Source organism: Fontisubflavum oceani (assembly GCF_030407165.1).
GTDB lineage: Bacteria > Pseudomonadota > Alphaproteobacteria > Rhodobacterales > Rhodobacteraceae > Rhodophyticola > Rhodophyticola oceani.
The window spans coordinates 2,992,937-3,017,205 of record NZ_CP129111.1; the positions used below are offsets into that span (position 1 = coordinate 2,992,937).

General features: G+C 61.6%; 21 protein-coding genes and 2 pseudogenes. 9 read left to right on the forward strand and 14 right to left on the reverse strand.

The annotated features are described in order from the left end of the window. The first annotated feature begins 89 nt into the window (after positions 1 to 89). On the forward strand, positions 90 to 1,043 hold the full coding sequence (locus QTA57_RS15200; RefSeq protein ID WP_290152252.1) for a hypothetical protein: 954 nt from the start codon (positions 90 to 92) through the stop codon (positions 1,041 to 1,043). Here QTA57_RS15200 and QTA57_RS15205 read toward each other — a convergent pair. Further along, on the reverse strand, positions 1,040 to 2,191 hold the full coding sequence (locus QTA57_RS15205; protein ID WP_290152254.1) for an aminotransferase class I/II-fold pyridoxal phosphate-dependent enzyme: 1,152 nt from the start codon (positions 2,189 to 2,191) through the stop codon (positions 1,040 to 1,042). The two genes, QTA57_RS15200 and QTA57_RS15205, sit on opposite strands and share 4 nt — an antisense overlap. Before the next feature lie 51 nt (positions 2,192 to 2,242). Here QTA57_RS15205 and QTA57_RS15210 point away from each other — a divergent pair, with 51 nt between their 5' ends. From QTA57_RS15210 to QTA57_RS15220, 3 genes are all read left to right on the forward strand, one after another. After that, the gene (locus QTA57_RS15210) at positions 2,243 to 3,595 is read left to right on the forward strand and encodes a M48 family metalloprotease (protein ID WP_290152255.1); all 1,353 of its coding nucleotides are present in this window, start codon (positions 2,243 to 2,245) and stop codon (positions 3,593 to 3,595) included. Further along, entirely contained in the window at positions 3,595 to 4,353 is a 759-nt protein-coding gene (locus tag QTA57_RS15215) for a DsbA family protein (protein ID WP_290152257.1), read from the forward strand. The genes QTA57_RS15210 and QTA57_RS15215 overlap by 1 nt, the downstream gene beginning before the upstream one ends. A 128-nt stretch (positions 4,354 to 4,481) precedes the next feature. Then, positions 4,482 to 5,243 (forward strand): Stf0 family sulfotransferase, encoded by a 762-nt coding sequence (locus QTA57_RS15220; RefSeq protein WP_290152259.1) that lies wholly within the window; start codon positions 4,482 to 4,484, stop codon positions 5,241 to 5,243. Positions 5,244 to 5,333: 90 nt separating this feature from the next. Here the strand turns inward: QTA57_RS15220 and QTA57_RS15225 are convergent. Then, positions 5,334 to 8,047 (reverse strand): annotated as a pseudogene (locus tag QTA57_RS15225) (ribonuclease E/G). 450 nt (positions 8,048 to 8,497) lie between these two features. On the opposite strand from QTA57_RS15225, the gene QTA57_RS15230 reads away from it, so the two are divergent. Together QTA57_RS15230 and QTA57_RS15235 are read left to right on the forward strand one after the other, a co-directional pair. Continuing rightward, positions 8,498 to 9,424 (forward strand): polysaccharide deacetylase family protein, encoded by a 927-nt coding sequence (locus QTA57_RS15230; protein ID WP_290152260.1) that lies wholly within the window; start codon positions 8,498 to 8,500, stop codon positions 9,422 to 9,424. Between the two features lie 93 nt (positions 9,425 to 9,517). Beyond that, positions 9,518 to 10,075 carry a helix-turn-helix domain-containing protein gene (locus tag QTA57_RS15235; RefSeq protein ID WP_290152261.1) on the forward strand — a complete coding sequence of 186 codons (558 nt, stop codon included), beginning with the start codon at positions 9,518 to 9,520 and terminating at the stop codon, positions 10,073 to 10,075. Here the strand turns inward: QTA57_RS15235 and QTA57_RS15240 are convergent. From QTA57_RS15240 to QTA57_RS18665, 11 genes and pseudogenes are all read right to left on the reverse strand, one after another. Beyond that, complete coding sequence (locus tag QTA57_RS15240) at positions 10,072 to 10,824, reverse strand: SDR family NAD(P)-dependent oxidoreductase (RefSeq protein ID WP_290152263.1); 753 nt, start codon at positions 10,822 to 10,824, stop codon at positions 10,072 to 10,074. The genes QTA57_RS15235 and QTA57_RS15240 overlap by 4 nt on opposite strands. Before the next feature lies 1 nt (position 10,825). Beyond that, positions 10,826 to 11,974, reverse strand: a complete 1,149-nt coding sequence (locus QTA57_RS15245) for a M24 family metallopeptidase (protein WP_171560543.1) — start codon at positions 11,972 to 11,974, stop codon at positions 10,826 to 10,828. Further along, positions 11,950 to 13,020, reverse strand: coding sequence for an ABC transporter ATP-binding protein (locus QTA57_RS15250; RefSeq protein WP_290152264.1), 1,071 nt, complete (start codon positions 13,018 to 13,020; stop codon positions 11,950 to 11,952). Before QTA57_RS15250 ends, QTA57_RS15245 begins: the two co-directional genes overlap by 25 nt. After that, positions 13,017 to 13,550 (reverse strand): ABC transporter ATP-binding protein, encoded by a 534-nt coding sequence (locus tag QTA57_RS15255; RefSeq protein ID WP_290152266.1) that lies wholly within the window; start codon positions 13,548 to 13,550, stop codon positions 13,017 to 13,019. The genes QTA57_RS15250 and QTA57_RS15255 overlap by 4 nt, the downstream gene beginning before the upstream one ends. Positions 13,551 to 13,581: 31 nt before the next feature. After that, the gene (locus QTA57_RS15260; RefSeq protein WP_290152267.1) at positions 13,582 to 13,992 is read right to left on the reverse strand and encodes an ATP-binding cassette domain-containing protein; all 411 of its coding nucleotides are present in this window, start codon (positions 13,990 to 13,992) and stop codon (positions 13,582 to 13,584) included. A 5-nt stretch (positions 13,993 to 13,997) separates the two neighbouring features. Beyond that, positions 13,998 to 14,903: an ABC transporter permease gene (locus QTA57_RS15265; protein ID WP_145209572.1), complete on the reverse strand. Its 906-nt coding sequence runs from the start codon at positions 14,901 to 14,903 to the stop codon at positions 13,998 to 14,000. Further along, positions 14,900 to 15,877 (reverse strand): ABC transporter permease, encoded by a 978-nt coding sequence (locus tag QTA57_RS15270; protein WP_145209575.1) that lies wholly within the window; start codon positions 15,875 to 15,877, stop codon positions 14,900 to 14,902. Before QTA57_RS15270 ends, QTA57_RS15265 begins: the two co-directional genes overlap by 4 nt. 31 nt (positions 15,878 to 15,908) lie before the next feature. Beyond that, positions 15,909 to 17,516 carry an ABC transporter substrate-binding protein gene (locus tag QTA57_RS15275; protein ID WP_171560523.1) on the reverse strand — a complete coding sequence of 536 codons (1,608 nt, stop codon included), beginning with the start codon at positions 17,514 to 17,516 and terminating at the stop codon, positions 15,909 to 15,911. Positions 17,517 to 17,694: 178 nt separating this feature from the next. Beyond that, positions 17,695 to 19,149: an NAD-dependent succinate-semialdehyde dehydrogenase gene (locus QTA57_RS15280; protein ID WP_290152268.1), complete on the reverse strand. Its 1,455-nt coding sequence runs from the start codon at positions 19,147 to 19,149 to the stop codon at positions 17,695 to 17,697. A 93-nt stretch (positions 19,150 to 19,242) separates the two neighbouring features. Beyond that, complete coding sequence (locus QTA57_RS15285; RefSeq protein ID WP_290152269.1) at positions 19,243 to 19,605, reverse strand: NAD(P)/FAD-dependent oxidoreductase; 363 nt, start codon at positions 19,603 to 19,605, stop codon at positions 19,243 to 19,245. Then, positions 19,602 to 20,380 (reverse strand): annotated as a pseudogene (locus tag QTA57_RS18665) (NAD(P)/FAD-dependent oxidoreductase). The gene QTA57_RS15285 and the pseudogene QTA57_RS18665 overlap by 4 nt, the downstream one beginning before the upstream one ends. Before the next feature lie 96 nt (positions 20,381 to 20,476). Here QTA57_RS18665 and QTA57_RS15295 point away from each other — a divergent pair. From QTA57_RS15295 to QTA57_RS15305, 3 genes are read left to right on the forward strand one after another with little or no spacing between them, the layout of a single operon-like run. Then, positions 20,477 to 21,313 carry a sugar phosphate isomerase/epimerase family protein gene (locus tag QTA57_RS15295; RefSeq protein WP_290152271.1) on the forward strand — a complete coding sequence of 279 codons (837 nt, stop codon included), beginning with the start codon at positions 20,477 to 20,479 and terminating at the stop codon, positions 21,311 to 21,313. An 18-nt stretch (positions 21,314 to 21,331) separates the two neighbouring features. Beyond that, complete coding sequence (locus tag QTA57_RS15300) at positions 21,332 to 22,270, forward strand: dihydrodipicolinate synthase family protein (RefSeq protein ID WP_145209587.1); 939 nt, start codon at positions 21,332 to 21,334, stop codon at positions 22,268 to 22,270. Continuing rightward, positions 22,267 to 23,373, forward strand: a complete 1,107-nt coding sequence (locus tag QTA57_RS15305) for an NADH:flavin oxidoreductase/NADH oxidase (protein WP_290152272.1) — start codon at positions 22,267 to 22,269, stop codon at positions 23,371 to 23,373. The genes QTA57_RS15300 and QTA57_RS15305 overlap by 4 nt, the downstream gene beginning before the upstream one ends. A 43-nt stretch (positions 23,374 to 23,416) precedes the next feature. Here QTA57_RS15305 and QTA57_RS15310 read toward each other — a convergent pair whose 3' ends face one another. After that, complete coding sequence (locus tag QTA57_RS15310; protein WP_290152273.1) at positions 23,417 to 24,181, reverse strand: SDR family NAD(P)-dependent oxidoreductase; 765 nt, start codon at positions 24,179 to 24,181, stop codon at positions 23,417 to 23,419. Positions 24,182 to 24,269 lie beyond the last annotated feature (88 nt).

Below are 24,269 nucleotides of genomic sequence, written 5' to 3' on the forward strand. Positions count from 1 at the left end.
GAAGGGCCGAGTTTTGGCACCATCCGCGCCACATCCCCGCCGTTTTCGAGCGCAACCCTATACCCGCCGACGCAAGACAGACGCAGAAAATGCTAAAATCGACGATCTATCGCCTATACCGCCTGCGCCGCACCATCCTCTTGGTCGTGGCAATCGTGACGCTTGGTGCTTTGGTCTCAAATCTGATCGGCGGGATCTACAGCCCGTTCTATTTCGGGGCGGACATTTCCGAAGCTGCCGGGATCGCGTTGGCACTCGCCTGCATCGCTGCCATCCTTCTGCCCACCTGCCCGGTCGAACATCTGGCCGCCGCGATCGTCGCGGCGGTCATGCTCGCCACGTCTCACTGGCATGGCCTCCTCTTTGCACCGGACAGCAAAGGCGGCGCGTTTGACGGGACATGGCAGGTGATCGGCTTTTACGCCATCACAGGCTATTTCGGCTGGACCGTCGTTCTCGGTCTCCTCGCACTTGCGCTAGAACGCATCATCGGCCTCAAGGCCGTGTTTCGCGGCACGATCTTCCGCCGCGAACCGCTGGACGTGATCCGGCCTCTGTTCCGCGTCACGCCGGACACCACGCAGGAGCATATGAGCTATGGCCCGGCCCGATGGGATGGCTGGGTCGAGGTGAAAACCGCACGGAAAGGTCATCGCGAGGGTGATTTCCGGATGGACCGCATCGAAGGCGGCTATCTGATCCGCTCGGTCCGGTCCGACGCGGAGGTCGAAGTGATTGAGGCGCTGATCACTCAGACTGAGGGCGCAACGCCCGACAGCGTCACAACCCTGCGGTTTACGGAGACGGCGCGCGGCACAAAGGTGCAGGTCCACGAAATCACGACCTGTTTGAATGCTTATCGGCTGCTGGAGTTCTGGCTCGGCGACATCGCGGCGGACCATCTCCACCATGAGATTGATGCCAAACTTGGTTGCCCGAGCCGCGCGATTTGGCGCCTGCCGCTGCGCTCGGTGATGCTGACGATCAGCAGCCTCTGGGCACGACGGGGCCCCAACTCCGCTGGCCCCTCTGCCGCGAGTTAAGCACGCCGAGCCGCCATGAAGGCCTGCAAACGGGCAATGCCCTCCTCAATATCCGCTGTGGAGCGGGCATAGGAAAAGCGGAGCGTCTGGTGGCCGCGATGCGGATCGAAATCAAGGCCAGGCGTCGCCGCCACGCCAGCTTGCTCCAGAATCTCAGCGCAGAACGCCCGGCTGTCATTGGTCCAGTCCGACACATCCGCATACACGTAAAACGCGCCATCCGCCGGGGCGGTCTTGGTAAAGCCCGCCTTGGTCAGCCCGTCGAGCATCAGCGCCCGGTTCGCAGCATAAACCGCGCGATGGCCATCCAACTCGGCACGGCCCTCCGGGCTAAGCGCACCGAGGGCGGCGACTTGGGCCACATGGGGCGGACAGATGAACATATTCTGGGCAAGACGTTCAATCAGGCGGACATGATCCGGCGGCACAACCATCCAGCCCAACCGCCAGCCGGTCATGGAGAAATATTTCGAGAACGAATTAAGCACATAAACCTGATCGGTGATTTCCAGCGCCGAGACGGCCCGGCCTTCATATTGCAGCCCATGGTAGATCTCGTCGGAAATCAAAGCGATATCGCGTGCAGTGCAGGCGTCTGAAAGTTCCCTGATTGCGTCTGCATCCAGCATCGTGCCGGTCGGATTGGCGGGCGAGGCCACAACCAACCCAGCCAAATCATCGGTCAATTGCGCCGGTAAGGGCTGATACCGGCTGGCCAGATCGGTCTGCAGCCCGACCGGCTCCAGACTTAGCGCCCGTAGAATCTGCCGATAAGACGGGTAACAGGGTTCGCCCAAAGCGACCTTCTCACCCGCATCAAAAAGCGCGGAAAATGCCAACAAAAACGCGCCTGACGCACCGGCGGTCACAACGATCCGCGCCGGGTCGAGATCAAGGCCGTACCATTCGTCATAAAGCGCCGCGATGCCCGCACGCAGATCAGGTCGGCCAAGCGCAACGGTATAGCCAAGCGGCCCCGCGTCCATCTCGGCGGCAAGCCGCGCGCGTGCGGCAAGCGGTGCGCCAGTCCCGGGCTGACCCACTTCCATATGGATGATGTGACGCCCCGCCTCTTCGGCGGCGCGGGCCGCTTCCATCACATCCATCACGATGAAGGGATCGACCTCTGCCCGGCTTGAATGTCGCATGAAAGCCTCCGTATGATGGCCGCGTTGAACCAGTCCCGATTGGAGACGTCAATGCCCGCCCGCCGCCGCTTAATGACGCTGCTTGCAGCGCTGGCCCTGACCCTGTCGGGTTGGGCGGCACAGGCGCAATCGATCATCCGCGATGCCGAGATCGAACGCGGGTTGCAGGAGCTGGCCGCCCCGATCTTGCGCGCGGCTGGTTTGCCAACCTCAACCCGGATCATTGTGGTGAATGACCGCTCTCTGAACGCTTTCGTCGCGGATGCCCGGCATATCTTCATCCATTCCGGCCTGCTTTTGCGCATGCAAGACCCCGCCGAATTGCAGGCCGTCTTGGCCCATGAGGCGGCGCATATCGCCAACGGTCATCTGACCCGCCGCCCCGCCGCCGCGCGCTCAGCCGGGAGCGCGGCGCGCATGGGTCTGCTCTTGGCATTGGCGGCAGGAGCAGCCTCGGGCAATAGTGAGGTGGGCGCCGGCCTGGCGATCGGGTCCACCTCCGCCGCCGCGCGCCGGTTTTTTGCGCATACACGGGCGGAAGAGGCCAGCGCAGATCAGGCTGGGATGCGCTATATGGTGCAATCTGGGATCGACCCGGCCGCGATGCTGACGGTGCTGGATATCTTCCGGGGGCAAGAGGCGCTCTCCGTCGGGCGGCAAGACCCTTATATCCGCACGCATCCCCTGACCCGCGATCGGATCCGAACTGTCGAGGCCTTCGTCAATGGCCGCTCAGGCGCGGCTGCGGGGGCGGAAAGCAGCGCCGAGGCGCGCTATTGGTTCGCGCGGATCACCGGCAAGCTCGGCGGGTTCTTGAACGCGCCGCGCCAGACCCTGCGCCAGGTCGGGCGGAATGACCAAGGCGAGATTGCGACGCTGCGCCGGGCGATTGCCTATCACCAAAGCACCGATGCCAGCCGTGCCATTTCCGAGGTTGGGCGGCTGCTACAGATGCGGCCAAACGATCCTTACTATCAAGAACTTCAGGGGCAAATCCTGTTTGAATCCCTTAACTTCGGCGCCGCTGTTCAAGCTTATGCCCGCGCCGTGCAATTGGCCCCGCGCGAACCGCTGATCCTGGCCGGGTATGGCCGCGCGCTTCTGGCCGCCGACACCCGGAGCGGCAATGCGCAAGCGCTGGACGTGCTCGGGCGCGCCTATGCCCGCGACCCGTTCGACCCGCGAATGTTGCGCGATCTGGCGCTCGCCTATGCCCGCAGCGGCAATAACGGCATGGCCTCGACCGTGACGGCGGAGCGTTATGCGGTTCTAGGTCGAATGGAAGACGCCGAAATTCACGCAACCCGGGCCAGCGGCCTTTTGCCCACCGGATCGGGTGGCTGGCTTCGGGCCCAAGATGTGCTACGGGTGGCCGAAGCCGCTCAAAACCGGAGAAATCGCTGATGAAATCCTTTCTTACCGCCGCCCTAACGGGGCTGGTTTTGGCTCTGTCTGGCCCTGCCCTTGCCGTCGATTTGGACGCGTTGAGCGACACCGAGCGCGACGCGTTTCGCGCCGAGGTTCGGGCCTATCTGCTAGAAAACCCCGAGGTTTTGATGGAGGCCATTGCGGTATTGGAGCAGCGTCAGGCCGAGGCTGAGGCGATGCAAGACCTTGATCTGGTTGCGGCCAATGCGGATGCCCTGTTCAACTCCGATACCGCCTGGGAAGGGGGCAACCCGGAGGGCGATATCGTCTTGGTCGAGTTTCTCGATTACCGCTGCGGCTTCTGCCGTCGCGCGTTCCCGGAGGTCGAGCAACTGATCGAGACGGATGGCAATATCCGCCTTGTAATCAAGGAATTCCCGATCTTGGGCGAACAATCGACGCTGGCTTCTCGCTTCGCTCTCTCAACCCGGATCATCGAAGGGGATGATGCCTATAAAGACATCCATGACGCGTTGATGGTGATGCGTGCGGATGTCAGCGAAGAAAGCCTGAGCCGGTTGGCGGACGAGCTTGGCTTTGACGGTGACGCGATCCTGGCCGGGATGTCGGACCCAGAGATCGACCGCGTGCTGGAGGCGAACTACGCCCTGGCGCAGCGGCTGCAGATCAGCGGCACGCCAAGCTTCGTGATGGGCGATCAACTGCTGCGGGGCTACCTCCCCTATGACGCGATGGCGGGCATAGCGGAGGAGTTGCGCGCCGCAGCGAACTGAGCGGCGCGGCCACCCGCGCATAACAATCGCAAGGGCAGATGTTGCTGCCCTTGCGACAGCATGTCATCCGCTTGCCACACGGCGTCGATAGACATGGATCTTGCTCATCACCGGATGATGGATGGGATATGCCGAAATTCGACTCATACGTGATCTGCACATCCCCGCGCAGCGGCAGCACATTGCTCTGCAAACTTCTGGCGGCGACGGATATCTCCGGCAAGCCCGAGTCTTATTTCCATACACCTTCGGCGGATGACTGGGCGAAGACCCTTGATCTGACGCTTACCGATGCGGCATCCGAACAAGAGGCGCTCGCCGAAGTCTTTGAGGCCGTGCGTGCAAAAGGGCGCGGTAATACCTCGATCTTTGGCCTCAGATTGCAGCGGCACAGCGTCGACTATTTCCTGCAAAAACTGGCCCAACTACATCCTGATAACCCGACCGATTTGCTCCGTTTTGAGGCCGCATTTGGGCGCACTGCTTTCATCCATCTGACGCGAATGGATAAAGTGGAACAGGCGGTGTCATACCTAAAGGCCGAACAGACCGGTCTTTGGCATAAGGCACCGGACGGAACAGAATTGGAGCGCATCTCTACACCAGCACCGCCACAGTATGACGCCGCTGCAATTCAAGAGAGATATGACAGGTTTCAGGCCTTTGATCGCGCGTGGAGCCGCTGGTTCACGGCTGAGGGTATTCATCCGATCCGCATCACCTATGAAGCGCTCTCGGCTGACCCGATTGGCACATTGCGCGACCTGTTGGACCAGCTTGGGTTGGAAAGAAGGGCCGCTTCGGGGGTGACACCGATGGTCGCAAAATTGGCCGATCACACCAATGCCGATTGGGCGACACGATTCCGAACAGAACGGAGTGCCCACTAGCGCATGCGGGCGTGGCATCCGCTCGGAAGCATCTCCCATCAATGTTAAAGGGCGCCCTCTGGGCGCCCCTTTTTCTCGTCGGCGAGCAGGTCAACCGATTGACCACCAGCCCTTACGTTTCGGCTTCGGCGGACTGTCATCCGCTACCACGGCAACCGGTTCTGGCTCCGGTTGTGGTTCGGGGGCCGGTTGTGGCTCGGCAGCGGCTTCCTCGACAACAGGCTCCGGCTCCGGGGCCGCCTCTTGTGCCTCAACCACGGCCTCCGCGATTGCTGGTTCTGGCACAGGCTCCGGGGCTGGCTCCGGCTGTGTCTCCGGCTCGGCAGAGTCGGTCGCATCACCTTGCACTGCCTCCGCCGGGGCTTCGGTTACGCCCTCGGATGCATCAGCCTCGGTCGCCTTCTTGCGCCCACGCCCGCCTCGCGACCGGCGGCGTTTTGGCTTGGCCTCCTCTTCGACCGGCGCTTCCGGGGCCTCGGCCTCAACTGCAGGGGCCTCTTCTGCATCCACCTCGGCAGTTGCGGCTTCGGCGGTGTCTTCGGCCTCTGCGTCGCCGTTGGTCTGTGCCTCATCGCCGTTCGATTTCCGACGACCGCGCCCGCCCCGACGCCGACGACGTTTCCGCTTGGTGCCGTTCTCTTCCGTCTCCGCGGCCTCTGGCGTCTCCGCCTCGTCGCTCGCGGTGTCGTCCTCGATCTCATCCATCAACGCCGCGTCCATCGACACGATCGGTGCCGCATCTGGCACCCGTCGCGTGGCGGTTTTGAACTTCTCGATCTTGTAATCGGGCGCCACCAGATGCGGGTCAGCCTCGATCCGGACCGAAAGGCCATAGCGGGCTTCGATCTCGGCGAGATATTCCCGCTTGGCATTCATGATGAAGTTCACGATCCCCACCGGCGCGGTCAGCAGCACCTCGCGCGAGCGGCGGCGTGTGCCCTCTTCTTCCAACTGCCGCAAGATCGACAACGCCAAGCTGTCATCTGAGCGGACCAACCCGGTGCCGTGGCAGGCGTGGCACGGTTGCGTCGTCGCCTCCAACATCCCAGGGCGGAGCCGCTGACGGCTCATTTCCATCAGGCCAAAGGCCGAAATCCGACCCACCTGAATCCGCGCACGGTCGGTTTTCAGCTTCTCTTTGATCCGTTTTTCGACCGCGCTGTTGTTGCGACGATCATCCATATCAATGAAGTCGATCACGATCAGACCGGCCAAATCTCGCAACCGCAACTGGCGCGCCACCTCTTCGGCGGCCTCCAAGTTGGTCTTGGTCGCGGTCTCCTCGATCGAGCCTTCCTTGGTCGCCGACCGGAGTTCACATCAATCGCGACCAGCGCTTCCGTCACACCGATCACGATATAGCCGCCGGATTTGAGCTGCACGACTGGGTTGAACATATCGGCCAAGTAGCCCTCGACCTTGTGGCGCGCGAAAAGCGGCATCGGGTCGGTGTAATGCTTCACGTTCTTGGCGTGGGACGGCATGATCATTTTCATGAAGTCCTTGGCCTGCCGATAGCCGGCATCACCTTCGACCAGCACCTCGTCGATCTCGCGGTTATAGAGATCGCGGATCGAACGGTGGATCAGGTTGCCTTCCTCATAGATCGGCGCAGGCGCGGTGGATTTCAGCGTCAGGGCGCGGACCTGCTCCCATTGCCGCTGCAGATACTCATAATCGCGCTTGATCTCGGCCTTGGTGCGCTTGGCCCCGGCGGTCCGCACGATCAGCCCCGCGCCCTGCGGCACGTCGAGACCGGTGGCGATCTCTTTCAACTTCTTGCGGTCGGCGGCGTTGGTGATCTTGCGAGAAATCCCGCCGCCCCGCGCGGTGTTCGGCATCAGCACGCAATAGCGCCCCGCGAGGCTCAGATAAGTGGTCAGCGCCGCGCCTTTATTGCCACGCTCTTCTTTCACGACTTGGACCAGAAGGATCTGGCGAACCTTCACGACTTCCTGGATTTTGTACTTCCGGGGGCGCGGCTTGCGTACAGGGCGGATGTCTTCCTGGTCGTCATCATCTGCGACCGTATCAACATCGTCATCGGCGGCTTGGGCGTCATCCTCGGTGCCATCTTGTTCGGCGTCGTCTTGTTCGGTGTCGCCTTCTACATCGGGCTCGTCCGCTGCGTTGGTATCGTCATCGGCCTCCGGCTCAGATGCGTCTTCCGCCGTGTCAGGATTGGCCTCATCCGTTTCAGACGCTTCTGCCTCTGCAACGACTTCATTAGCGGGGTCAGCCTCCGCAACGTCGGCCTCTGGTGTCTCAGCCGCCGTGTCAGGTTCTGCTTTGCCCGCCTCTTCTGCATTGGCCTCTGGCGCGTCGGTCAGATCGGTGGCAACAACCTCTTCATCACCCAGATCGACCACATCCATGCCGGAAGGAGTTTTGGCCTCGCCCGTGGTAACCGCGTCGGTCTTCGTGGCCTCGGCCTTGGTATCGGTGCTTTTCCGGCGCCGACGACCACGGCTCCGTTTCGGGCGCGGTTCCTCTTCGCTCGCGGCCATCGCCTCGGCATATTCCCGCTCCTCGGCCAGGAGCGCTTCGCGATCCGCCGTCGGGATTTGGTAATAATCCGGATGGATTTCCGAAAAGGCCAGAAATCCGTGCCGGTTGCCGCCATAATCGACAAAGGCCGCTTGGAGCGATGGCTCCACCCGGGTGACCTTTGCGAGATAAATATTGCCTGCGAGTTGCCGCTTGTTCAGCGACTCAAAGTCGAACTCCTCGACTCTATTTCCGTCTGCCACGACAACGCGGGTCTCTTCCGCGTGGGTGGCATCGATAAGCATCTTTTTTGCCATGTTATCCTTGCGCATGACCGCATCCCGAGCCCTCGGGCTCTCTGGCGGTCATGATATCCTGAAATGGCGAGGGCGCGCGTGCGCACCGTTGAGGGGCGGGCCAATGCCGCGCCTCTCGGTGCCAGGGTTTGTCTCGCGCGCGTCATCGCGGTTTGTCTCCGACAGCGCGACAAGGTCTGCGCCATCCGTTCATAAGCCCTTCTACAAAGGGCAATCTCTGTGGTCCCCAAGGACCTTCCGTCTGCCCGGCTGGCGCGCGTCACGTTACGGCGCGTCCAAGGGCAGAGAAACCATTCGACCGATCCAGTCTAATCCAAACCGGCTTCTCTGACATTAATGTCAGCGAAAGGCAGATTACAATGGCTATTTCCGTATCCTCGCCCGCACTTGCATCCAATTGCCGAGCAGATAGGGTATAAAAACCTCCCTCCTCCAGCCGACAAGAGATCAATGCGCGACCTTTCAAAAATCCCGCCATATCAATGGACTGAGCCGGAGTGGCGTGGTCTGGTCAACCGCGTGCGCGCCGGGCGCAGATTGGCGCCCAAGACCTGGCCCGGCAATGCCCGCTGCGCCGTGGCGCTTTCCTTCGATTGCGATCACGAAACATTTGAAATGGGCGCGGGTGGCCATGCAATAGGACGGCTCAATTGGGGCGATTATGGCCGCCGCGCAGGCGTGCCGCGGATTCTGGATCTGCTGGCCCGGGAAGCGGTTCCGGCGAGCTTCTTCATGCCGGCCGTAGCCGGGTTGATCGACCCAAGCGAGCCACGCCGGATCGCGGAGGCTGGGCATGAGATTGGCGTCCATGGCTGGATTCATGAGCAAACAGGGACGCTCAGCGCGGCGGAAGAGCGCGAGATGTTGATCCGTGCCCGAGATACATTGGCCGACCTATCCGGTACCGAACCGGTTGGGCACCGCGCGGCGCATTGGGATTTGAGCCCGCATACCGCCGCCCTCACCGCGGAACTGGGCTTCCAATATGACAGCTCAATGATGGCCGATGATGAGTGTTACGAGATACTTCTGGACGGCGACCCGTCGGGCTTGATCGAAATCCCGGTCGATTGGGTCCGCGACGACGCCGCCTACCTGCTCTTCAATCGCACCCCACCGACCCGGCCCTATACGTCACCCGAGGCAGTGTTCGACATCTTCCGACGCGAGTTCGATCTGGCCTATGAAGAAGGCGGAGTCTGCCAATTGGTAATGCATCCGTTTGTCATTGGATACCGGTCACGGATCTGGATTTTGGACCGTTTGATCGCGCACGCCAAAGCCAAAGGCGATGTCTGGTTTACCACCCATCGAGATTTAGCCGCCTATCTGCGCGAAAGCTTTGATCTATCGGCAAAATCGCCTCAAACTCCTTGATTTTTCGCGGTTTTTTTGCTCTTCTGAGACCCGCAAACAGGAGTAGGGAGCCAAGCGATTCCACGGGATGCAGACACCCCGCCTTTGGGCGATTTGATCCGCCGCAGACGCCGCCAGTTGAACCTGACGCTGGAGACCGTCTGCCGTGCGGCAGATATCTCGAAAGGCTATCTCAGCCAGGTCGAGCGCGGGTTTGCGGTGCCGACGATCACCACCCTGTCGCGGATCGCGGCGGCGCTGGATACCAGCTTGGATGCCTTCATCGCCCGGCCCGACCCGACCGATTGCATCACCCGGGCCGATCAAAGGCAGCGATTGGCGCTCGGCCCGTCAGAACTGCTCTATGAACGGCTTGGCGCCGAGTTTGCTGGTCATGCGCTGTCGACCTTCATCATGACAATTCCGCCGGGCTATCGCTCGGAGGATGTGAACCATGAAGGCGAAGAGACTTTCTATGTGCTGTCGGGCACGCTCTGTTTGATGTTGGATGGTGACGATATTGCGCTTGGGCCTGGCGATAGCGCGCATTACAGCGCCCGGCGGCTGCATGGCTGGGCCAATACCGGGCAGGATATCGCGAAAGTGCTTTGGACCGGGACGATGGATTTGTTCCGGGAACCTATCGCCTCGTCGAAGTCTGTTGACGACTAAACCAATCCTGCCTCGACAGGCAAACAGACCCCTGTGATACCAGCCGCTTGATCGGAGGCGAGATAAAGTGCCGCCTCGGCCACATCCTGCGGCCGCGCGAGCCTGCCCAAAGCGGTTTCACCGGCCAAATCGGCGGCGGCTACATCCGGGTCAGGTCCGCCATCGGTCGCGCGCGCAGCAATGCGGGCCTGAAGCGCCTCGGTCATGATTGGGCCCGGCGCAAGCGCATTGACCCGCACGCCAAGCGGCCCCAAATCCTGCGCCGCGGCGCGCATCAGCCCCACCACCGCATGTTTGCTCGCGGAATAAAGCGCCTGCCCCGCCACTGCGCGATAGGCGTTGATCGATGCCATCAAAACCGCTGCGCCCTGGGTCTTTGCCAGATGGGGCGCGGCTACGCCGAGGCTCAGCGCCATGCCGCGCACATTGATCGCGAAAACCCGATCCCATTCGGCGAGATCGAGATCGGTGACGTTACGCCAAGGCGGAACGACCCCTGCATTTGCGACAAGGGTATCGAGGCCATCCTGCCCGGCGAGAACCGCGTCCAGATGCTCTTTTGCCTCCGTTCCGGTCAGATCGAGCGGGATCGGAGGCCAGGCCTTGGGCAGATCGGCCTTGGCCAGCGCATCGGGCAGATCAAGGACCAGAACCCTGGCGCCGGAGGCGGCAAACCTGTCGGCGATCGCCCGGCCGAGGCCTTGTGCGCCGCCGGTGATCAAACAGGTTTTGCCGCCCAATGTGGTCATCTCATTCGACCACGATCAGATCTTGGAAGCCTTTGGTCAGGGCTTCACCGCCGCCAGGCCGGGCCACGATACAATCTTCAACCCGCGCGCTCATACCGCCATCTTGGAAGATCGATGGCTCGATGGTGAAGATCATCCCTTCTTGTACCAGGGTCTCATCGCCTTTGGTGAGGAAGGGCGGTTCATGCACGTCCCACCCGATCCCATGGCCCAGACGGTGCCGGAACGCGTGGCCGTAGCCCGCATCGTCCAGCACATCGCGGGCGGCCTTATCCACCGCTTCGCAGGTGACCTCACCCGCCTTCAGCGCCGCGATCCCGGCAGCTTGGCTTTCCATGATCAATTTGTGGACCAGGACTTGCTCATCGCTTGGCGCGCCGAAAGACACCGTCCGACCGAAGTCATAGCACATCCCGTCATGAACCGCGCCAAAGTCAAACAAGACCGAAACCGGCGCGGTCAGAACCCGAGGCCAGCTTTCCAGCTTGGCGCCAAACCGCAGCGGGTGATTTGGGCCAGTGTTATAAAGCGAGGTGGTGAAAGACGGCCCGAGAGAGCCGTGTTTCTTCATCTGGTAATCCACCTCGGACACCACATCGAGCTCGGTCATGCCGATCTTCAACTGCGCGACAACTGCCGCAAAGGCTTTCTCGGTGATCTCGCCCGCCTCGCGCAGTTTCTCGATCTCATCGGCATCTTTGATGACCCGAAGCTCCCGCAAGATCGCCGTGGCGGAGATGAAGCGCGCATCGGGGCGGAGAGACTGCAACTCCATCAGAGACTCTGCCTCTGCATCATCGCTTGTCGCGATGCGCGGCGCGTCGGGCAGCCCGAATTCGGCCAAGAGACCCTTCACCATCTCCACCGGATCGTCCCAATCGCCAAGCACCCGCACATCCATCTGGTCAAGCCCGTCGGGTGCACCATATTCCACAGTCATACGCGGCAAGGTCAGGACAGGCGCGCGCCCTGGCGCCAGCCACGCCCCTTCCAACCACATGCCCGGATGCAGGTTGCGGCCATAATTGGGAATATCTCGGTGGATGCCGGTGAGATAGTCCAGATCGGTCCCGATCGGGATAAAGACCAGATCGGCCCGCCCTTCGATCAGGGTTTGGAACTTCTTCATCCGGTCTTGGTAACTGGCCATTCTGCGGTCTCCTTGATGGTGGTATCGGTATCGGTGGTAATCAGATGACAGGCGGCCTGCCGCCCGGGCGCGATCTCGCGCAACACCGGGGCCTCGCTGCGGCAGCGGTCGGTTGCCAACGGGCAGCGCGGATGGAAATGGCAGCCTTTCGGCGGATCGAGTGGTGAGGGAATGTCGCCTTTGATCGGCTCATAGGCGACGCGGCGACGGTCCAGCTTTGGAACGCCGTCGATCAACGCGCGGGTATAAGGGTGCTGAGGATCGTCGAAGACTTGTTCCGCCGGGCCGCTTTCGACGATCCGCCCCAGATACATCACCACGATCCGATCGGCGATATGTTCGACCACGCCGAGATCGTGACTGATGAAGACATAAGTCAGGCCAAGTTCGTCGCGTAACTCCATGAACAGATTGATGATCTGCGCCTGGATCGAGACATCGAGGGCGGAGACCGCCTCGTCACAGACCAGGATTTCGGGCTTCACCGCCAGCGCGCGGGCGATGCCGATCCGCTGGCGCTGACCACCGGAAAACTGATGCGCGAACCGATCGCGATAGGCCGGATCAATGCCGCAGCGGTCCATGATGTCTTTGATGTAAAGGTCCAGATCCTCGGGGCTGACGATGCGATGAACGCGCGGGGCTTCCCCGATCAGGTCGTTGACGCGTTTCCGCGGATTGAGCGAGGAAAACGGATCTTGAAAGATCATCTGCATATCGAGCGCACGGGGCGCGCGTGCGCCCTGCCCCTCGGCGGGTTTGGCCATGCGCGCGGCAGGTGCCTGCCCTTCGATCAAAATCTCGCCCGCGCTTGGCTCCAGAAGCCCGGCGATCATCCGGCCGAGGGTCGACTTGCCGCAGCCGGATTCCCCAACCACACCAAGCACCTCGCCGCGCGCGAGTGTGAAGCTCACATCTTCCACTGCGCGGACCTGTGGGCGCGGTTTGGCAAGGCCAAGTGCCGCCAGCATCTGGGCCAGCAAATCGCCCTTCCCACCGAAACGTTTCGAGACATGGGAAACGGATAGGATTGGTTCTTCAGTCATTCCGTAGCCTCGATAAGCGGATGGGCACAGCGCAGCGTGTGATCGGGGCCAATCTCCCGCATCTCTTGCGGGCTACGGCAGGCATCGGTGGCATAGCTGCAGCGCGGTTGAAACGGACAGCCCTCGGGCAAGCCGGTCAGGGCCGGCATGCGGCCCGGGATCTGTTGTAACTTCTCACCCCGCATCCGGCGTGTGGGCACCGATGCAATGAGGCCTTTGGTGTAAGGATGCGCCGGGTGGTCGAGCACCTGATCCACCGGACCCATCTCGACCACGCGCCCGGCATACATCACCGCAATCCGATCTGCGATGCCCGCCACAACGGCCAGATCGTGGGTGATCCAGATCAGCGCGGTGCCGCGCTCGCGGCAGAGCCGCTGCACGAGGGACAGGATTTGCCCCTGGATGGTAACGTCGAGGGCAGTCGTCGGCTCATCGGCAATCACCAGATCCGGCTGATGCAGAAGCGCAATGGCGATGGCCACGCGCTGCCGCATGCCGCCGGACAGTTGGTGGGGATAGGCGCGCAACCGCTCTTCGGGCGATGGAATGCCGACCTCGTCAAGCGCGGCGATCGCACGGGCCCGCGCTTCCAGACCGGCTCAGTCTCAAATGCGCGGCCAGAACATCGCGCATCTGTGTCTCGATCCGCAGCACCGGGTTCAGCGTCATCATCGGATCTTGAAAGATCATAGCGATCTTGCGACCGCGGGCTTGGCGCATCTCTTCCGGGCCAACCTGCAGGAGGTCTTCGCCGTGGACACGCACTTCGCCGCCCACGACCCGGCCCGGCGGGCTGATCAAACCGTTGATCGAAAATCCGGTGAGCGATTTGCCCGAGCCGCTTTCGCCCACGAGGCCGAGGATTTCGCCCCGAGCGACGCTCAGCGAAATGCCGTGGAGCGCCCGAAGTTCTCCATCACCGGTGAAAAACGACGTCTTGAGGTCGCGCAGTTCAAGGACAGTGGTCATTGGGGTCAGGTCCTCAAATGCGGGTTCAGGACGTCGCGGAGACGGTCGCCAAGCAGGTTCGCACTGACGATGATCGCCAGCAGCACCAAGCCCGGCAGGACACTGATCCAGTAGCGACCCGATTGCAGGTAATCGAACCCATTGGCGATCAGGAGGCCAAGCGACGGGCGTGTCGGCGGTAAGCCAAGGCCAAGGAAGGACAAGGTTGCTTCCAGCGAGATTGCGGCAGCCATCTGCATCGTGGCCACCACCAGCATCGTTGGCAGGCAATTGGGTAGGATATGCCCGAGCAAGATGCGCAAACCGCCAAGCCGAAGCCCCCGCGCCGCATCGACATACTCCCGCGCGCCTTCGACCAGCGCCACCCCGCGCACTGTCCGCGCGAAATAGGCCCACTGCACCACAACCAAGGCGAAGATGATCTTGTCCACACCGCGCCCCAGGATCACCAAAAGCACCAGTGCCACGAGGATGGTGGGGAAGCTCAATTGCAGATCGACGATCCGCATCAGGACAGTTTCGACCCAGCCCCGGCGATAGGCCGCGATCAGCCCGACAATGGTGCCGACGATCAGTGCGAAGAAGCCCGAGAGGAGGCCAACGATCAGGCTGATCCGGATACCATAGAGGATCGCCGACAGCATATCGCGCCCCTGCCCGTCCGTCCCGAGCCAATAGGTCATGCCGGTGAAGCTCTGGCTGCCCGGCGGCATGAGACTGTCGAGAATATCGACCTGCGCCAAATCATAAGGGTTCTGCGGCGACAACCAGGGGGCAAACAGCGCCGCGAGGCAAAAGCCGACAAAGACAACCAGGGCAACCGCCGCCGTCGGCGAGGCCAGGAACAGACGCATGCCCGCGCGAAAACTGCCCGGGCGCGGCCCGGTTGTTGTTGAACCGGCTCCACTCATGCCGCGGCCCCTCCCAAACGGACCCGCGGATCAAGCAGCGAGTAGAGAATATCGACGAATAGGTTCAGCGCGACGAACATGATCACCACGAAGATCAGGTAGGCGACGATCAACGGGCGATCCAAAACCGCAATCGCATCGATCAGCATCTTGCCCACCCCGGGCCAGGAGAAGATCGACTCCACCACCACGGCGAAGGCAATTACACCGCCGAACTCCATCCCCAGCACCGTGACGATGGGGATGAGGATGTTTTTCATCACGTGCAGGCTGAGGATACGGCGCTCGCGGATACCATTGGCGCGGGCGAATTTGATGTAGTCGGCATAGAGCACCTCGCGCATGCCCGCGCGCGTCAGCCGGATCACCATCGCCATCATGATGAGCGAGAGCGTGAAGGCCGGCATGGCCAAGTGGTGCAACCCATCAAGGGTAAAGAAACTCACATCGGTGCCCAGAAACGGCACCGTATCGCCGCGCCCGATGGCGGGCATCCAGCCCAGTTGGACCGAGAAGACAACGATCATGATCAGCCCGATCCAGAAGACCGGCACCGAAAAGCTGAGCATGGAAAACCCCATGATCATGCGAGACGAGAACGCCTCGGGTTTCAGGCCGGCCCGCATCCCCAGCGGGACACCGACGACCAGCGCGATCACAAGCGCGGAGAACGCCAGTTCCAAAGTGGCTGGCAATCGCTGAAAGATCAGTTCCAGCGCCGGGATCCCGTGGGTGAAGGAATTGCCCAACTCCCCCTGAAATAGGTTCCCCATAAAAATCAGATATTGCTGCCAGACCGGCTTATCGAGGCCGAGATCGGCGATGATCCGGGCTAGGCAGGCTTGGTCGCATTCCGACGAGGCGAAGATGTAAACCGGATTGCCGATCACATTGACGCCGAAGAACACCAAAACGGTCATCACCAGCAGGACGAACAACGCCTGAATGCTGCGACGGATGATGAATTCGGTCATGAGTTTTCGCCTCGTCGGGGGATAGCGCCGGTTACTCGGCCGGGCTGACTTCAATGGCGAGCATGCGCTCGTTGGTGCGAGGGCTATGCTCAAGCGAGCTGATCATCGCCCATTGGTTCACCTGGAAGTGCAACGGGATGTAAGCATAGTCTTCCATGCCGATCCGGATCGCTTCCTGCAGGATCTCCAGACGCTCATCATTGTCGATTGTCTGCTTGGCCAAGACCGAGCGCGCATCAATCGCCGGGTTCGAATAGCGACCGAAGTTGCCATTCCCGCCGCCGGTCGCCGCGTTATAGGTCTCCAGCGTGCCCGAGACGGTATACGTCGCCTCGCCCGCCACAGTGCCCCAACCGGTCATCGAGACCGAGAACTCCGGCACATCGAAACCTGGCATCGTCAGCTCATCGCCCCGGATCAGGCGCGAGAAGAAGACGTTGCGCGGCATGGCGTCTACCTCGGTGGTGATCCCGACACGGCTCCACATCTGCGCGACCGCTTCGAGAATGCGAGCGTCGTTGATGTAGCGGTCATTCGGACCGTGGAGCGTGATCTGAAACCCATCTTCATAACCCGCCTCGGCGAGCAGCGCCGCTGCGGCCTCGGGGTCATAAGGATCGGCTTCCAGCTCTTCGACATAGCCAAAGAAGCCCGGCGGCACGATGTTACGCGTCGGCAAGGAGGCCCCACCCATGATCCGATCCCGGATCGCTTCGCGGTTGATGGCCAAGCTCATCGCGCGGCGCACGCGCCAATCGCGCATCGGGTTCGGAACCATGACATTGCCGTCATTGTCGCGGATGAACTCTTCGACATGCCGATAGCTTGGCATGATATAGATCAGCCGGTCCGACGGGATCGTGGAGACCGTGAAATCCGGGTCTTCCTGAAGCTGCGGCAAATCGATGGTCGGCGGATAGTCGATCATATCCACATCGCCATTCAACAGCGCCGCCAGACGGGCGGCGTCTTCGCCGACGGGGCGGAACACAACACGATCCCAGTGGACATCGCCACCCCACCAGTTCGGATTCCGCACAACCGAAACGCGGCTGCCCGGCACGAATTCTTCGAGCATGAACGGGCCGGTCCCGATGGCCGCTTGGCCGCTGTTGAAGTCCACCGACGCGGTCACCCCTTCGGCCGCGTGCTGGGCCACGATCGGCACCATCGCGAGGTCTTCGGCAACGGTCGGATAGGGCCCATCAGTATAGATACGCACGGTCAGGTCGTCGACGATTTCCCAAGTCTTGCCGCCCTTTTCCAGCGTGAATGCGGGGCTTGCCGGCGCACCGGAAATCCCACCGCGCAGACGGTCAAAGGAGAAGACCACATCCTCAGCGGTGAACGGCTCACCATCATGCCAGGTCACGCCCTCACGCAACCGGAATTCCCAGGTGGTTTCATCAATCGCTTCCCAAGAGACTGCCAAACCCGGTGATGGTTGCGACGCAGAATCGAGATCGACCAGGTGTTCGAAAATGTGTTCTTGCACCTGCAAGTCTGCCGAAAGTTGGGTCCAATGCGGATCCAGCGAGCTGGCCTCCGACCGCACCCCAAATGTCAGCACTTCTTCGGCCAGGACGGGCGTCGCGGCCAGGACCGCCCCCGTCACCAAACCGGTGATCCAGTGTTTCATCTCAATTACCCTCCACGTGTTGGTGGGGCATCGCGCAGGACTAGAGAGCCCACACACCGGGTTTTGGCGCGATTTCGATCTCGCCAATTTCTGGATTTGTTAGGTAAAAAAAGTTTACTTCGATTCGGGCCGGTGTCTATAGAAAATTTTACTATGCGAACCAAAGTTCGCGTTTTTACTATCCGGTCAAACCGCCGACACAGGTGTATTTCGTCTCAAGATAGTCATCGAGGCCTTGCCAACTACCCTCTTTGCCCAGGCCTGACTCTTTCAGCCCGCCAAAGGGCACTTCGGGGGTCACAATCAGTACTTCGTTGATCCCGATCAGCCCGTATTCCAACCCGTCTTGCAATCGGAATGTCCGACCAAGATCACGGGTGTAGGCATAGGCCGCCAGACCATATTCGGTATCATTTGCCGCCGCGATCGCCTCCGCCTCGGTCTCAAAACGGAAGACCGGCGCGACGGGGCCGAAAATCTCTTCCTGCGCCAAGCGCATATCCGCGGTGGCCTCCGTCAAAACAGTGGGTTGAAAGAACAACCCGCCGCGATCATGCCGCCCGCCCCCGGCCGCGACGGTTGCCCCGCGCTCTACAGCGTCGGCAATCAGCTCTTCGGTCTTCGCCAAGGCCGCCATATCGACCAGCGGTCCCTGCTCCGATCCGGGCTCATCGCCCGGCGCAACGCGAAGCGCCGCCGCCTTCTCGGCCAGTTTGGCAACAAACGCGTCATAGATGCCCGCCTGGGCGTAAACGCGGTTGGAGCAGATGCAGGTTTGCCCGGCATTGCGGAATTTCGCGATCATCGCCCCTTCGACCGCCGCATCAAGATCGGCATCGTCGAACACAATGAACGGCGCGTTGCCGCCCAGTTCCATCGATACTTTCTTAACCGTTCCGGCAGATGCTCGGATCAGCTCTTTGCCGATCTCGGTCGATCCGGTGAAGGTCAGCTTCCGAACCGCCGGATTTGACGTTAACTCCCCACCAATCGCGCGGGCCGAGCCGGTGATCACATTCACGACGCCCGGCGGAAACCCGGCGCGTTCTGCCAAGAGCGCCCAGACCAATCCGGAATAGGGCGTGGCCGAGGCCGGTTTCACCACCGCCGTGCACCCCGCCGCCAGCGCCGCGCCAAGTTTCCGCGCCAGCATCGAGGATGGGAAATTCCATGGCGTGATCGCAGCCACGACGCCCACGGGATGCCGGGTGGTCATCAATTTGCGCCCCGGCCAGGGCGAGGGGATCACCGCGCCATCGGCGCGCCGCGCCTCTTCCGCAAACCACTGCACATAGGCCGCCGAGGAGAGGACCTCCGCCTTGGCTTCGGCGAGCGGCTTGCCCTGCTCCGCCGTCAGAAGCGCGGCCAAGGCATCGGCATGGTCTACAATCTCCGCGTGGAGGCGCCGCAGCAGCGCCCCGCGCTCGGTTACGGTCAGGGCCGCGTATGCCGGAAACGCCGCTTCCGCCGCTGCGATGGCTCGCCGGGCTTCGGCGGCGCCCGCATTTGGCACGGTTCCAATCTCGGCACCTGTCGCAGGATTCGTGACGGATATGACGTCGCCCCCATCGGCCGCGCACCAGGTTCCATCAATGTAATTGGCATCCTTTTGCATCGATGCATAAGCAGACATGGCGGTTCTCTCCCGGGTTGGACTCTATATCGAACATTTGTTCGTATATCGAACAGACCAGAGAGGTGCAATCCGTTTGAGCGCCGCGCGATGTCAGATGTCTGACCGCAAACTGAACAGGGAAAGATCTAGGGCTGGCTGATATCCAAGCGCCAAATCCGCCAGCGCTTCCGAGACGGCCGGGGCTGCCGTGAACCCCATCCAGGGGAACAGATTCAAGAAGAAGCCGGGCACACCGGGTGCCTCCCCAAGAATCGGATGCCAATCGGCGGTGCCATTGACGATGGCCGCCCAAGATCGCACCACCGAGGCGTCCGCCAGGCCGGGCAAGACCCGCTTGGCCACGGCCAGATTGCGCAGCATCGACACCTCATTGACCACCGGCCCGCCCCGCATCCGCGCGGGCCAGCCACCGCCGATCAAAAATCCACCTTCTGCCGCCTGTTTCAGGGTCAACCGGTCGCCCGTGTAATAGAGCAAATAGGGCAGCAGCGGGGGCGCTTCTCGGTCACGGCGACCTGAATCGGATGCCCTTCCAGGGCCAGATCGAGCCCGAGCATCCGCCCGACCCGCGCGGCCTCCGCCCCAGCGGCATTCACCACGCGATCACAGCGGACCGTGCCGCCTGGCACCCGCAGCAAGAACCCAGTTCCGCAAGCGTCGATGGCCTCCACCGGCGTATTCCTGCGAATCTTGGCCCCCACCTCAACCGCACGGCGGGCGAAAAGCGGCGTCGCCCGAAACGGATCGGCCTTGCCCTCGATCGGGCAGAACGCGCCACCCGCGAGGCCCGCTCCCAAATAGGGGGCCTTGGCATAGAGATCGGAGGCCGACCAGACCTCGACCGGCAAGCCAGCTTGGCGCTCAATCTCGGCCTTTTGCTCCAACGCAAGAAGGTCCGATCGGACGCCGCCACCATCAGCCCGCCCTTGGTCGCAACCCCGAGATCTCCGCCAAGTTCAGCCTCCAGCGCCGCCCAACGCGCAATCGACGCCATGAAAAGCGGAATCGTCGCGGCATAGCGTGCGGCCCAGTCCGGCCCATAATCACGAAACGCGTCGAACGGGATTTGCGCGTGGATCGACCCCGCATTTGACCCTGACGCCGCAAGGTTCAGATCGCGCCGCTCCAACAGCAACACGCGCGCGCCCCGTTTCGCCGCAAAATAGCAGGTCGCCGCGCCAGACAGCCCCCCACCAATGATGACCAGATCATATTGCTCCAAAGTCACAGAAATCCCATTGAGTCGGCCCTTGTGTTCGCTATACTAACTTTTGTACGCATAATGAACACCATGACATGCGATACCAACAGGAGGTTTTTCCCCATGTCTCAGCTCCAAGTGGCGGCGAGCACCTTTCCATTCTTATATGCGATGGATGGCCTGGAGGCCCTGCAACATCTGCATGGGCTCGGCTATCGCAAATTCGAGATGATGATCTTCCCACCGCATTGCTGGCCCTCTGAATTGAGCGTGGAGCAGCGCAACGCCTATAAGAGTTGGCTCGACGGCGAAGGTGGCGAGATCACCTCGTTCTGCTACCCGCTTTTGGACAACAACCCAAACTCCACCTGCCCGATCATGCGCCGCTACACGCTTGACCGCTATCGCGAGGCGATCGACCTATCGGCGGAATGGAACTGCCCCTATGTCGTGGCGATTCCGGGGCCGGTCGGCAGCCTGATCAACCCGCCGACCAAATGGATGCTGGATTGGTTTGTTGAAGGCATGAAAGAGCTGGTCGAGCATGCCAAAGGCACCGGTGTGAAACTGCTGCTGGAAAACGTGCCCTTTACCTTCTTGCCCACCGCGCAGGATATGAAAGACACCGCCGCCCTGATCGGCCCGGAGGTCGGCGTGAATTTCGACATCTGCAACAGCGCCTATATCAAAGAAGACGTCGGTGCCGCGATCCGTCTGTTGGGCGATCTGGTCGAGAATGTGCATATCTCCGACAGTGGCTATGAGGAATTCAAACATGACCGGCTTGGCACCGGCATCGTCGACCCCGCGCCAGCCTATGAGGCCCTGACCGAGATCGGCTATGACAAGATGACGGTCCTGGAAATCATCACCGATGCGAATATGCCGGGCGTCGACCCGGATGCCGATATCAAAGCCAGCCACAAGATCCTCGCCGATCACGGCTGGTCCTCCCTCTAACCTCTCAGGAGAGCATCAATGACTCCGTTTCGCGGCAGTTACTCTGTCAATGTCACCCCTTTTACCGCAGATGGCAGCGCCATCGATCTGGAGGCGAACCGCCGTCTGATCGACTGGCAAATCGACCAGGGCGTGCCCGGCATCATCATCCTGGGCACCACCGGCGAGTTTCTCACGCTGACGGATGCCGAACGCGCCAGCTTCGTCGAAGATACGGTGGCCCATGTGAATGGCCGGATCGACGTCTTGGTCGGGGCCTCCAACGCCTACACGCCGAACGCGGCCCGCTATGCCCGCGAGGCGCAAGCGGCCGGGGCGCAGGGGTTGATGATCATCCCGCCCTATTACTACACGCCGACAGAAGATGAGATTCTGCACTATTATGCGGGCATCACCGCGACTTGCGATCTGCCGATCATGCTCTACAACAACCCGTTCACCTCGAATGTGGACATGTCGGCCAAGCTGGTGGGCAAGCTGACCCGCGAATTTGACACGATCCGTTATATCAAAGAGGCCAGCATGGATGTGGCCCGCGTCTATGACATCGTGGAAGAGACCGAAGGTGTCATGAATGTCTTTGCCGGGGAACGGATTGTCGAAAGCTTCCTTCTGGGTGCGGTTGGCTATGTGAACCCGTTTGGCAACTACATCCCGCGTGCCTCGACGCAGATCTGGGATCTGCTGGTCGCCGGACGGATCGACGACGCCAAGGCGATTCAGCGCCATATCAGCGTGATCGAACATACAATTGCCGAAGGTCATCCAACCTATGGGCATCAGTGCTATTCCAAAGCGCTCGCCGCCGAAGCCGGATGCCCGGTGGGCGATGTCCGCGCGCCGCTGACCCCTTTCGCCTCGCTTGGTGAGGAAGGTCGGAGCCGTGCGGCGAAACTGAAAGGGATCATGTCCGATCTCGACCGCCTGATGGATCAACTGGAAAGCAAAGCCGCATGAGTGACCTGCCCCCTCTCTTCACCCCCTTCTCGCTCAGGGGGGTGACCTTCCGAAACCGGATCGTCCTCTCGCCGATGTGCCAGTATCAGGCAATCGACGGGCTGCCGAATGACTGGCATCTGGCGCATCACGGGCGCTATGCCACGGCGGGCCTTGGCGGCGCGATTGCGGAGGCCACGGGCATCTCGCCCGGGGGTCGGATCAGCCCCGGCTGCACCGGGATTTACAGCGACGCCCATGTGGCCGCTTGGAAACCGATCACGGCGCTTTATCGGCGCGAGAGCATTCCGACCTTCCTGCAAATCGGCCATGCCGGGCCGAAATCCTCCACGATGCGCCCCTGGGATGGTGCAGGGCCGCTAGACGAAACCGGACCGGAACCGGCGTGGCAGACCTATGGGCCTTCTACCGTGCCCGCGCGCGAGGGATGGCATGTGCCCAAAGCGCTGACCGAGCCAGAGATTGCGCAGATCGTCGAAGACTGGGCGCTGGCCGCAAAACGGTCGCTGGCGGCCGGGTTTGATGGGGTCGAGATCCACGGTGCCCATGGCTATCTGCTGCACAGCTTCATGTCGCCCGTCATGAACAAACGCAGCGATGGCTATGGCGGCGACCTGGCTGGCCGCATGCGCCTGCCGATTGAGGTGGCCAAGGCCGTGCGCGCTGCGGTGCCGGACAACACGCCGGTGCTCTATCGCGCCTCCTGCGTCGATGGCGAGGGCGGTGAGCTGACCTTGGATGACACCATCGCTCTGACGCATGCACTGAAAGAAGTTGGTATCGATATGGTCGATGCCTCCGGCGGCGGTATTCCTTCGGGCGTGCGTCTGGCGCAGATGAAGCCCGAACCAGGGTTCCAGGTGCCTTATGCGGAGCGCATTCGGAATGAGGTCGGTCTGCCAAGCATGGCGGTCGGCATGATCACCGAAGCCACCCATGCCAATCAAATCATCGCAGAGGGTCGGGCCGATCTGGTGGCGATGGCGCGCGAGATGCTGCGCGATGCCAATTGGCCCTATCACGCGGCGATCGCGCTTGGGCATCCTGAGCCCGCGTCTATCCTCCCGAAGCTCTACGCCTTCTATCTCAAGATCGCCGCCTAACAGAGGCGATCTTAGGGGGCGCCGTTACCGGTGCCCCTTTTCTCTAACGAATGTAACTCGCGCCATTCACATCCAGCGTCGCACCCGACAATTGCCGACAGCGGCCCGAAAGGCAAAATGCCGTGAGCGTTGCGAGATCGGACGGCGGCACGAACTCCCCCATCACCAGACGCTCCTCAATCGCCGCGCGTCCGCCCGGTTGCGTTTCGGCAAAGTCGCGCGACATCTGCGTATCCACGACACCGGGGGCGATGATATAGGTCTGTATATTGTCCTTGGCATAACCGGTTGCGGTCGTTTGTAGAGCGGCCTTGAACGCAGCTTTCGAGGCCGAATAGGCCATGGTCCGGGGGTTGGTCACGCCTTTTTGCGCCGCCCAACTTGAAATACCAACAATCGCGCCGCCGCCGCGCGGGCGGAAATGCGTGATCGCCGCGCGGAGCAGCATCGCTGCGGAATACACATTGATCTGAAATGTGTCTCGCCACACGCGATCCCAGACTTCGGGCGGATCGTCAACGCCGCCGTCAAAGGTCATGACCGCCGCATTGTTGACCAAACCGTCGATGCCACCAGTTTTCGCCACTGCCTCTTCAAACAAAGCCGCTGCGCCGTCTGGATCCGCCAGATCGGCCCCGATCAACACCCGCCGTTCCGCAGGGATATCTGCCAATGCCGCCTCGGCCCCGGCCTGGTCCCGCCCGTAATGCGCCACGACGCGCGCGCCCTGCGCCCCAATCTCGCGGGCAACGGCGTGGCCGATCCCTTTCGACGCGCCGGTTACCAGGATTGTCTTGCCTTCGAGCATTTTCCGCCTCTTTCATCGGGAGAGTGATTGACGTCACATACGATATGCGCACATTTGTTCACATAACGAACAAACCATAGAGGGGCAA

What these genes read in the sequence shown, in the direction of transcription:
- QTA57_RS15220 (WP_290152259.1), top strand. Translation starts at nt 4,482, where the DNA reads ATGCCGAAATTCGACTCATACGTGATCTGCACATCCCCGCGCAGCGGC.
- QTA57_RS15215 (WP_290152257.1), top strand. Translation starts at nt 3,595, where the DNA reads ATGAAATCCTTTCTTACCGCCGCCCTAACGGGGCTGGTTTTGGCTCTG.
- QTA57_RS15200 (WP_290152252.1), top strand. Translation starts at nt 90, where the DNA reads ATGCTAAAATCGACGATCTATCGCCTATACCGCCTGCGCCGCACCATC.
- QTA57_RS15275 (WP_171560523.1), bottom strand. Translation starts at nt 17,516, where the DNA reads ATGAAACACTGGATCACCGGTTTGGTGACGGGGGCGGTCCTGGCCGCG.
- QTA57_RS15265 (WP_145209572.1), bottom strand. Translation starts at nt 14,903, where the DNA reads ATGAGTGGAGCCGGTTCAACAACAACCGGGCCGCGCCCGGGCAGTTTT.
- QTA57_RS15295 (WP_290152271.1), top strand. Translation starts at nt 20,477, where the DNA reads ATGTCTCAGCTCCAAGTGGCGGCGAGCACCTTTCCATTCTTATATGCG.
- QTA57_RS15270 (WP_145209575.1), bottom strand. Translation starts at nt 15,877, where the DNA reads ATGACCGAATTCATCATCCGTCGCAGCATTCAGGCGTTGTTCGTCCTG.
- QTA57_RS15205 (WP_290152254.1), bottom strand. Translation starts at nt 2,191, where the DNA reads ATGCGACATTCAAGCCGGGCAGAGGTCGATCCCTTCATCGTGATGGAT.
- QTA57_RS15250 (WP_290152264.1), bottom strand. Translation starts at nt 13,020, where the DNA reads ATGACTGAAGAACCAATCCTATCCGTTTCCCATGTCTCGAAACGTTTC.
- QTA57_RS15245 (WP_171560543.1), bottom strand. Translation starts at nt 11,974, where the DNA reads ATGGCCAGTTACCAAGACCGGATGAAGAAGTTCCAAACCCTGATCGAA.
- QTA57_RS15280 (WP_290152268.1), bottom strand. Translation starts at nt 19,149, where the DNA reads ATGTCTGCTTATGCATCGATGCAAAAGGATGCCAATTACATTGATGGA.
- QTA57_RS15260 (WP_290152267.1), bottom strand. Translation starts at nt 13,992, where the DNA reads ATGACCACTGTCCTTGAACTGCGCGACCTCAAGACGTCGTTTTTCACC.
- QTA57_RS15240 (WP_290152263.1), bottom strand. Translation starts at nt 10,824, where the DNA reads ATGACCACATTGGGCGGCAAAACCTGTTTGATCACCGGCGGCGCACAA.
- QTA57_RS15210 (WP_290152255.1), top strand. Translation starts at nt 2,243, where the DNA reads ATGCCCGCCCGCCGCCGCTTAATGACGCTGCTTGCAGCGCTGGCCCTG.
- QTA57_RS15310 (WP_290152273.1), bottom strand. Translation starts at nt 24,181, where the DNA reads ATGCTCGAAGGCAAGACAATCCTGGTAACCGGCGCGTCGAAAGGGATC.
- QTA57_RS15300 (WP_145209587.1), top strand. Translation starts at nt 21,332, where the DNA reads ATGACTCCGTTTCGCGGCAGTTACTCTGTCAATGTCACCCCTTTTACC.
- QTA57_RS15230 (WP_290152260.1), top strand. Translation starts at nt 8,498, where the DNA reads ATGCGCGACCTTTCAAAAATCCCGCCATATCAATGGACTGAGCCGGAG.
- QTA57_RS15305 (WP_290152272.1), top strand. Translation starts at nt 22,267, where the DNA reads ATGAGTGACCTGCCCCCTCTCTTCACCCCCTTCTCGCTCAGGGGGGTG.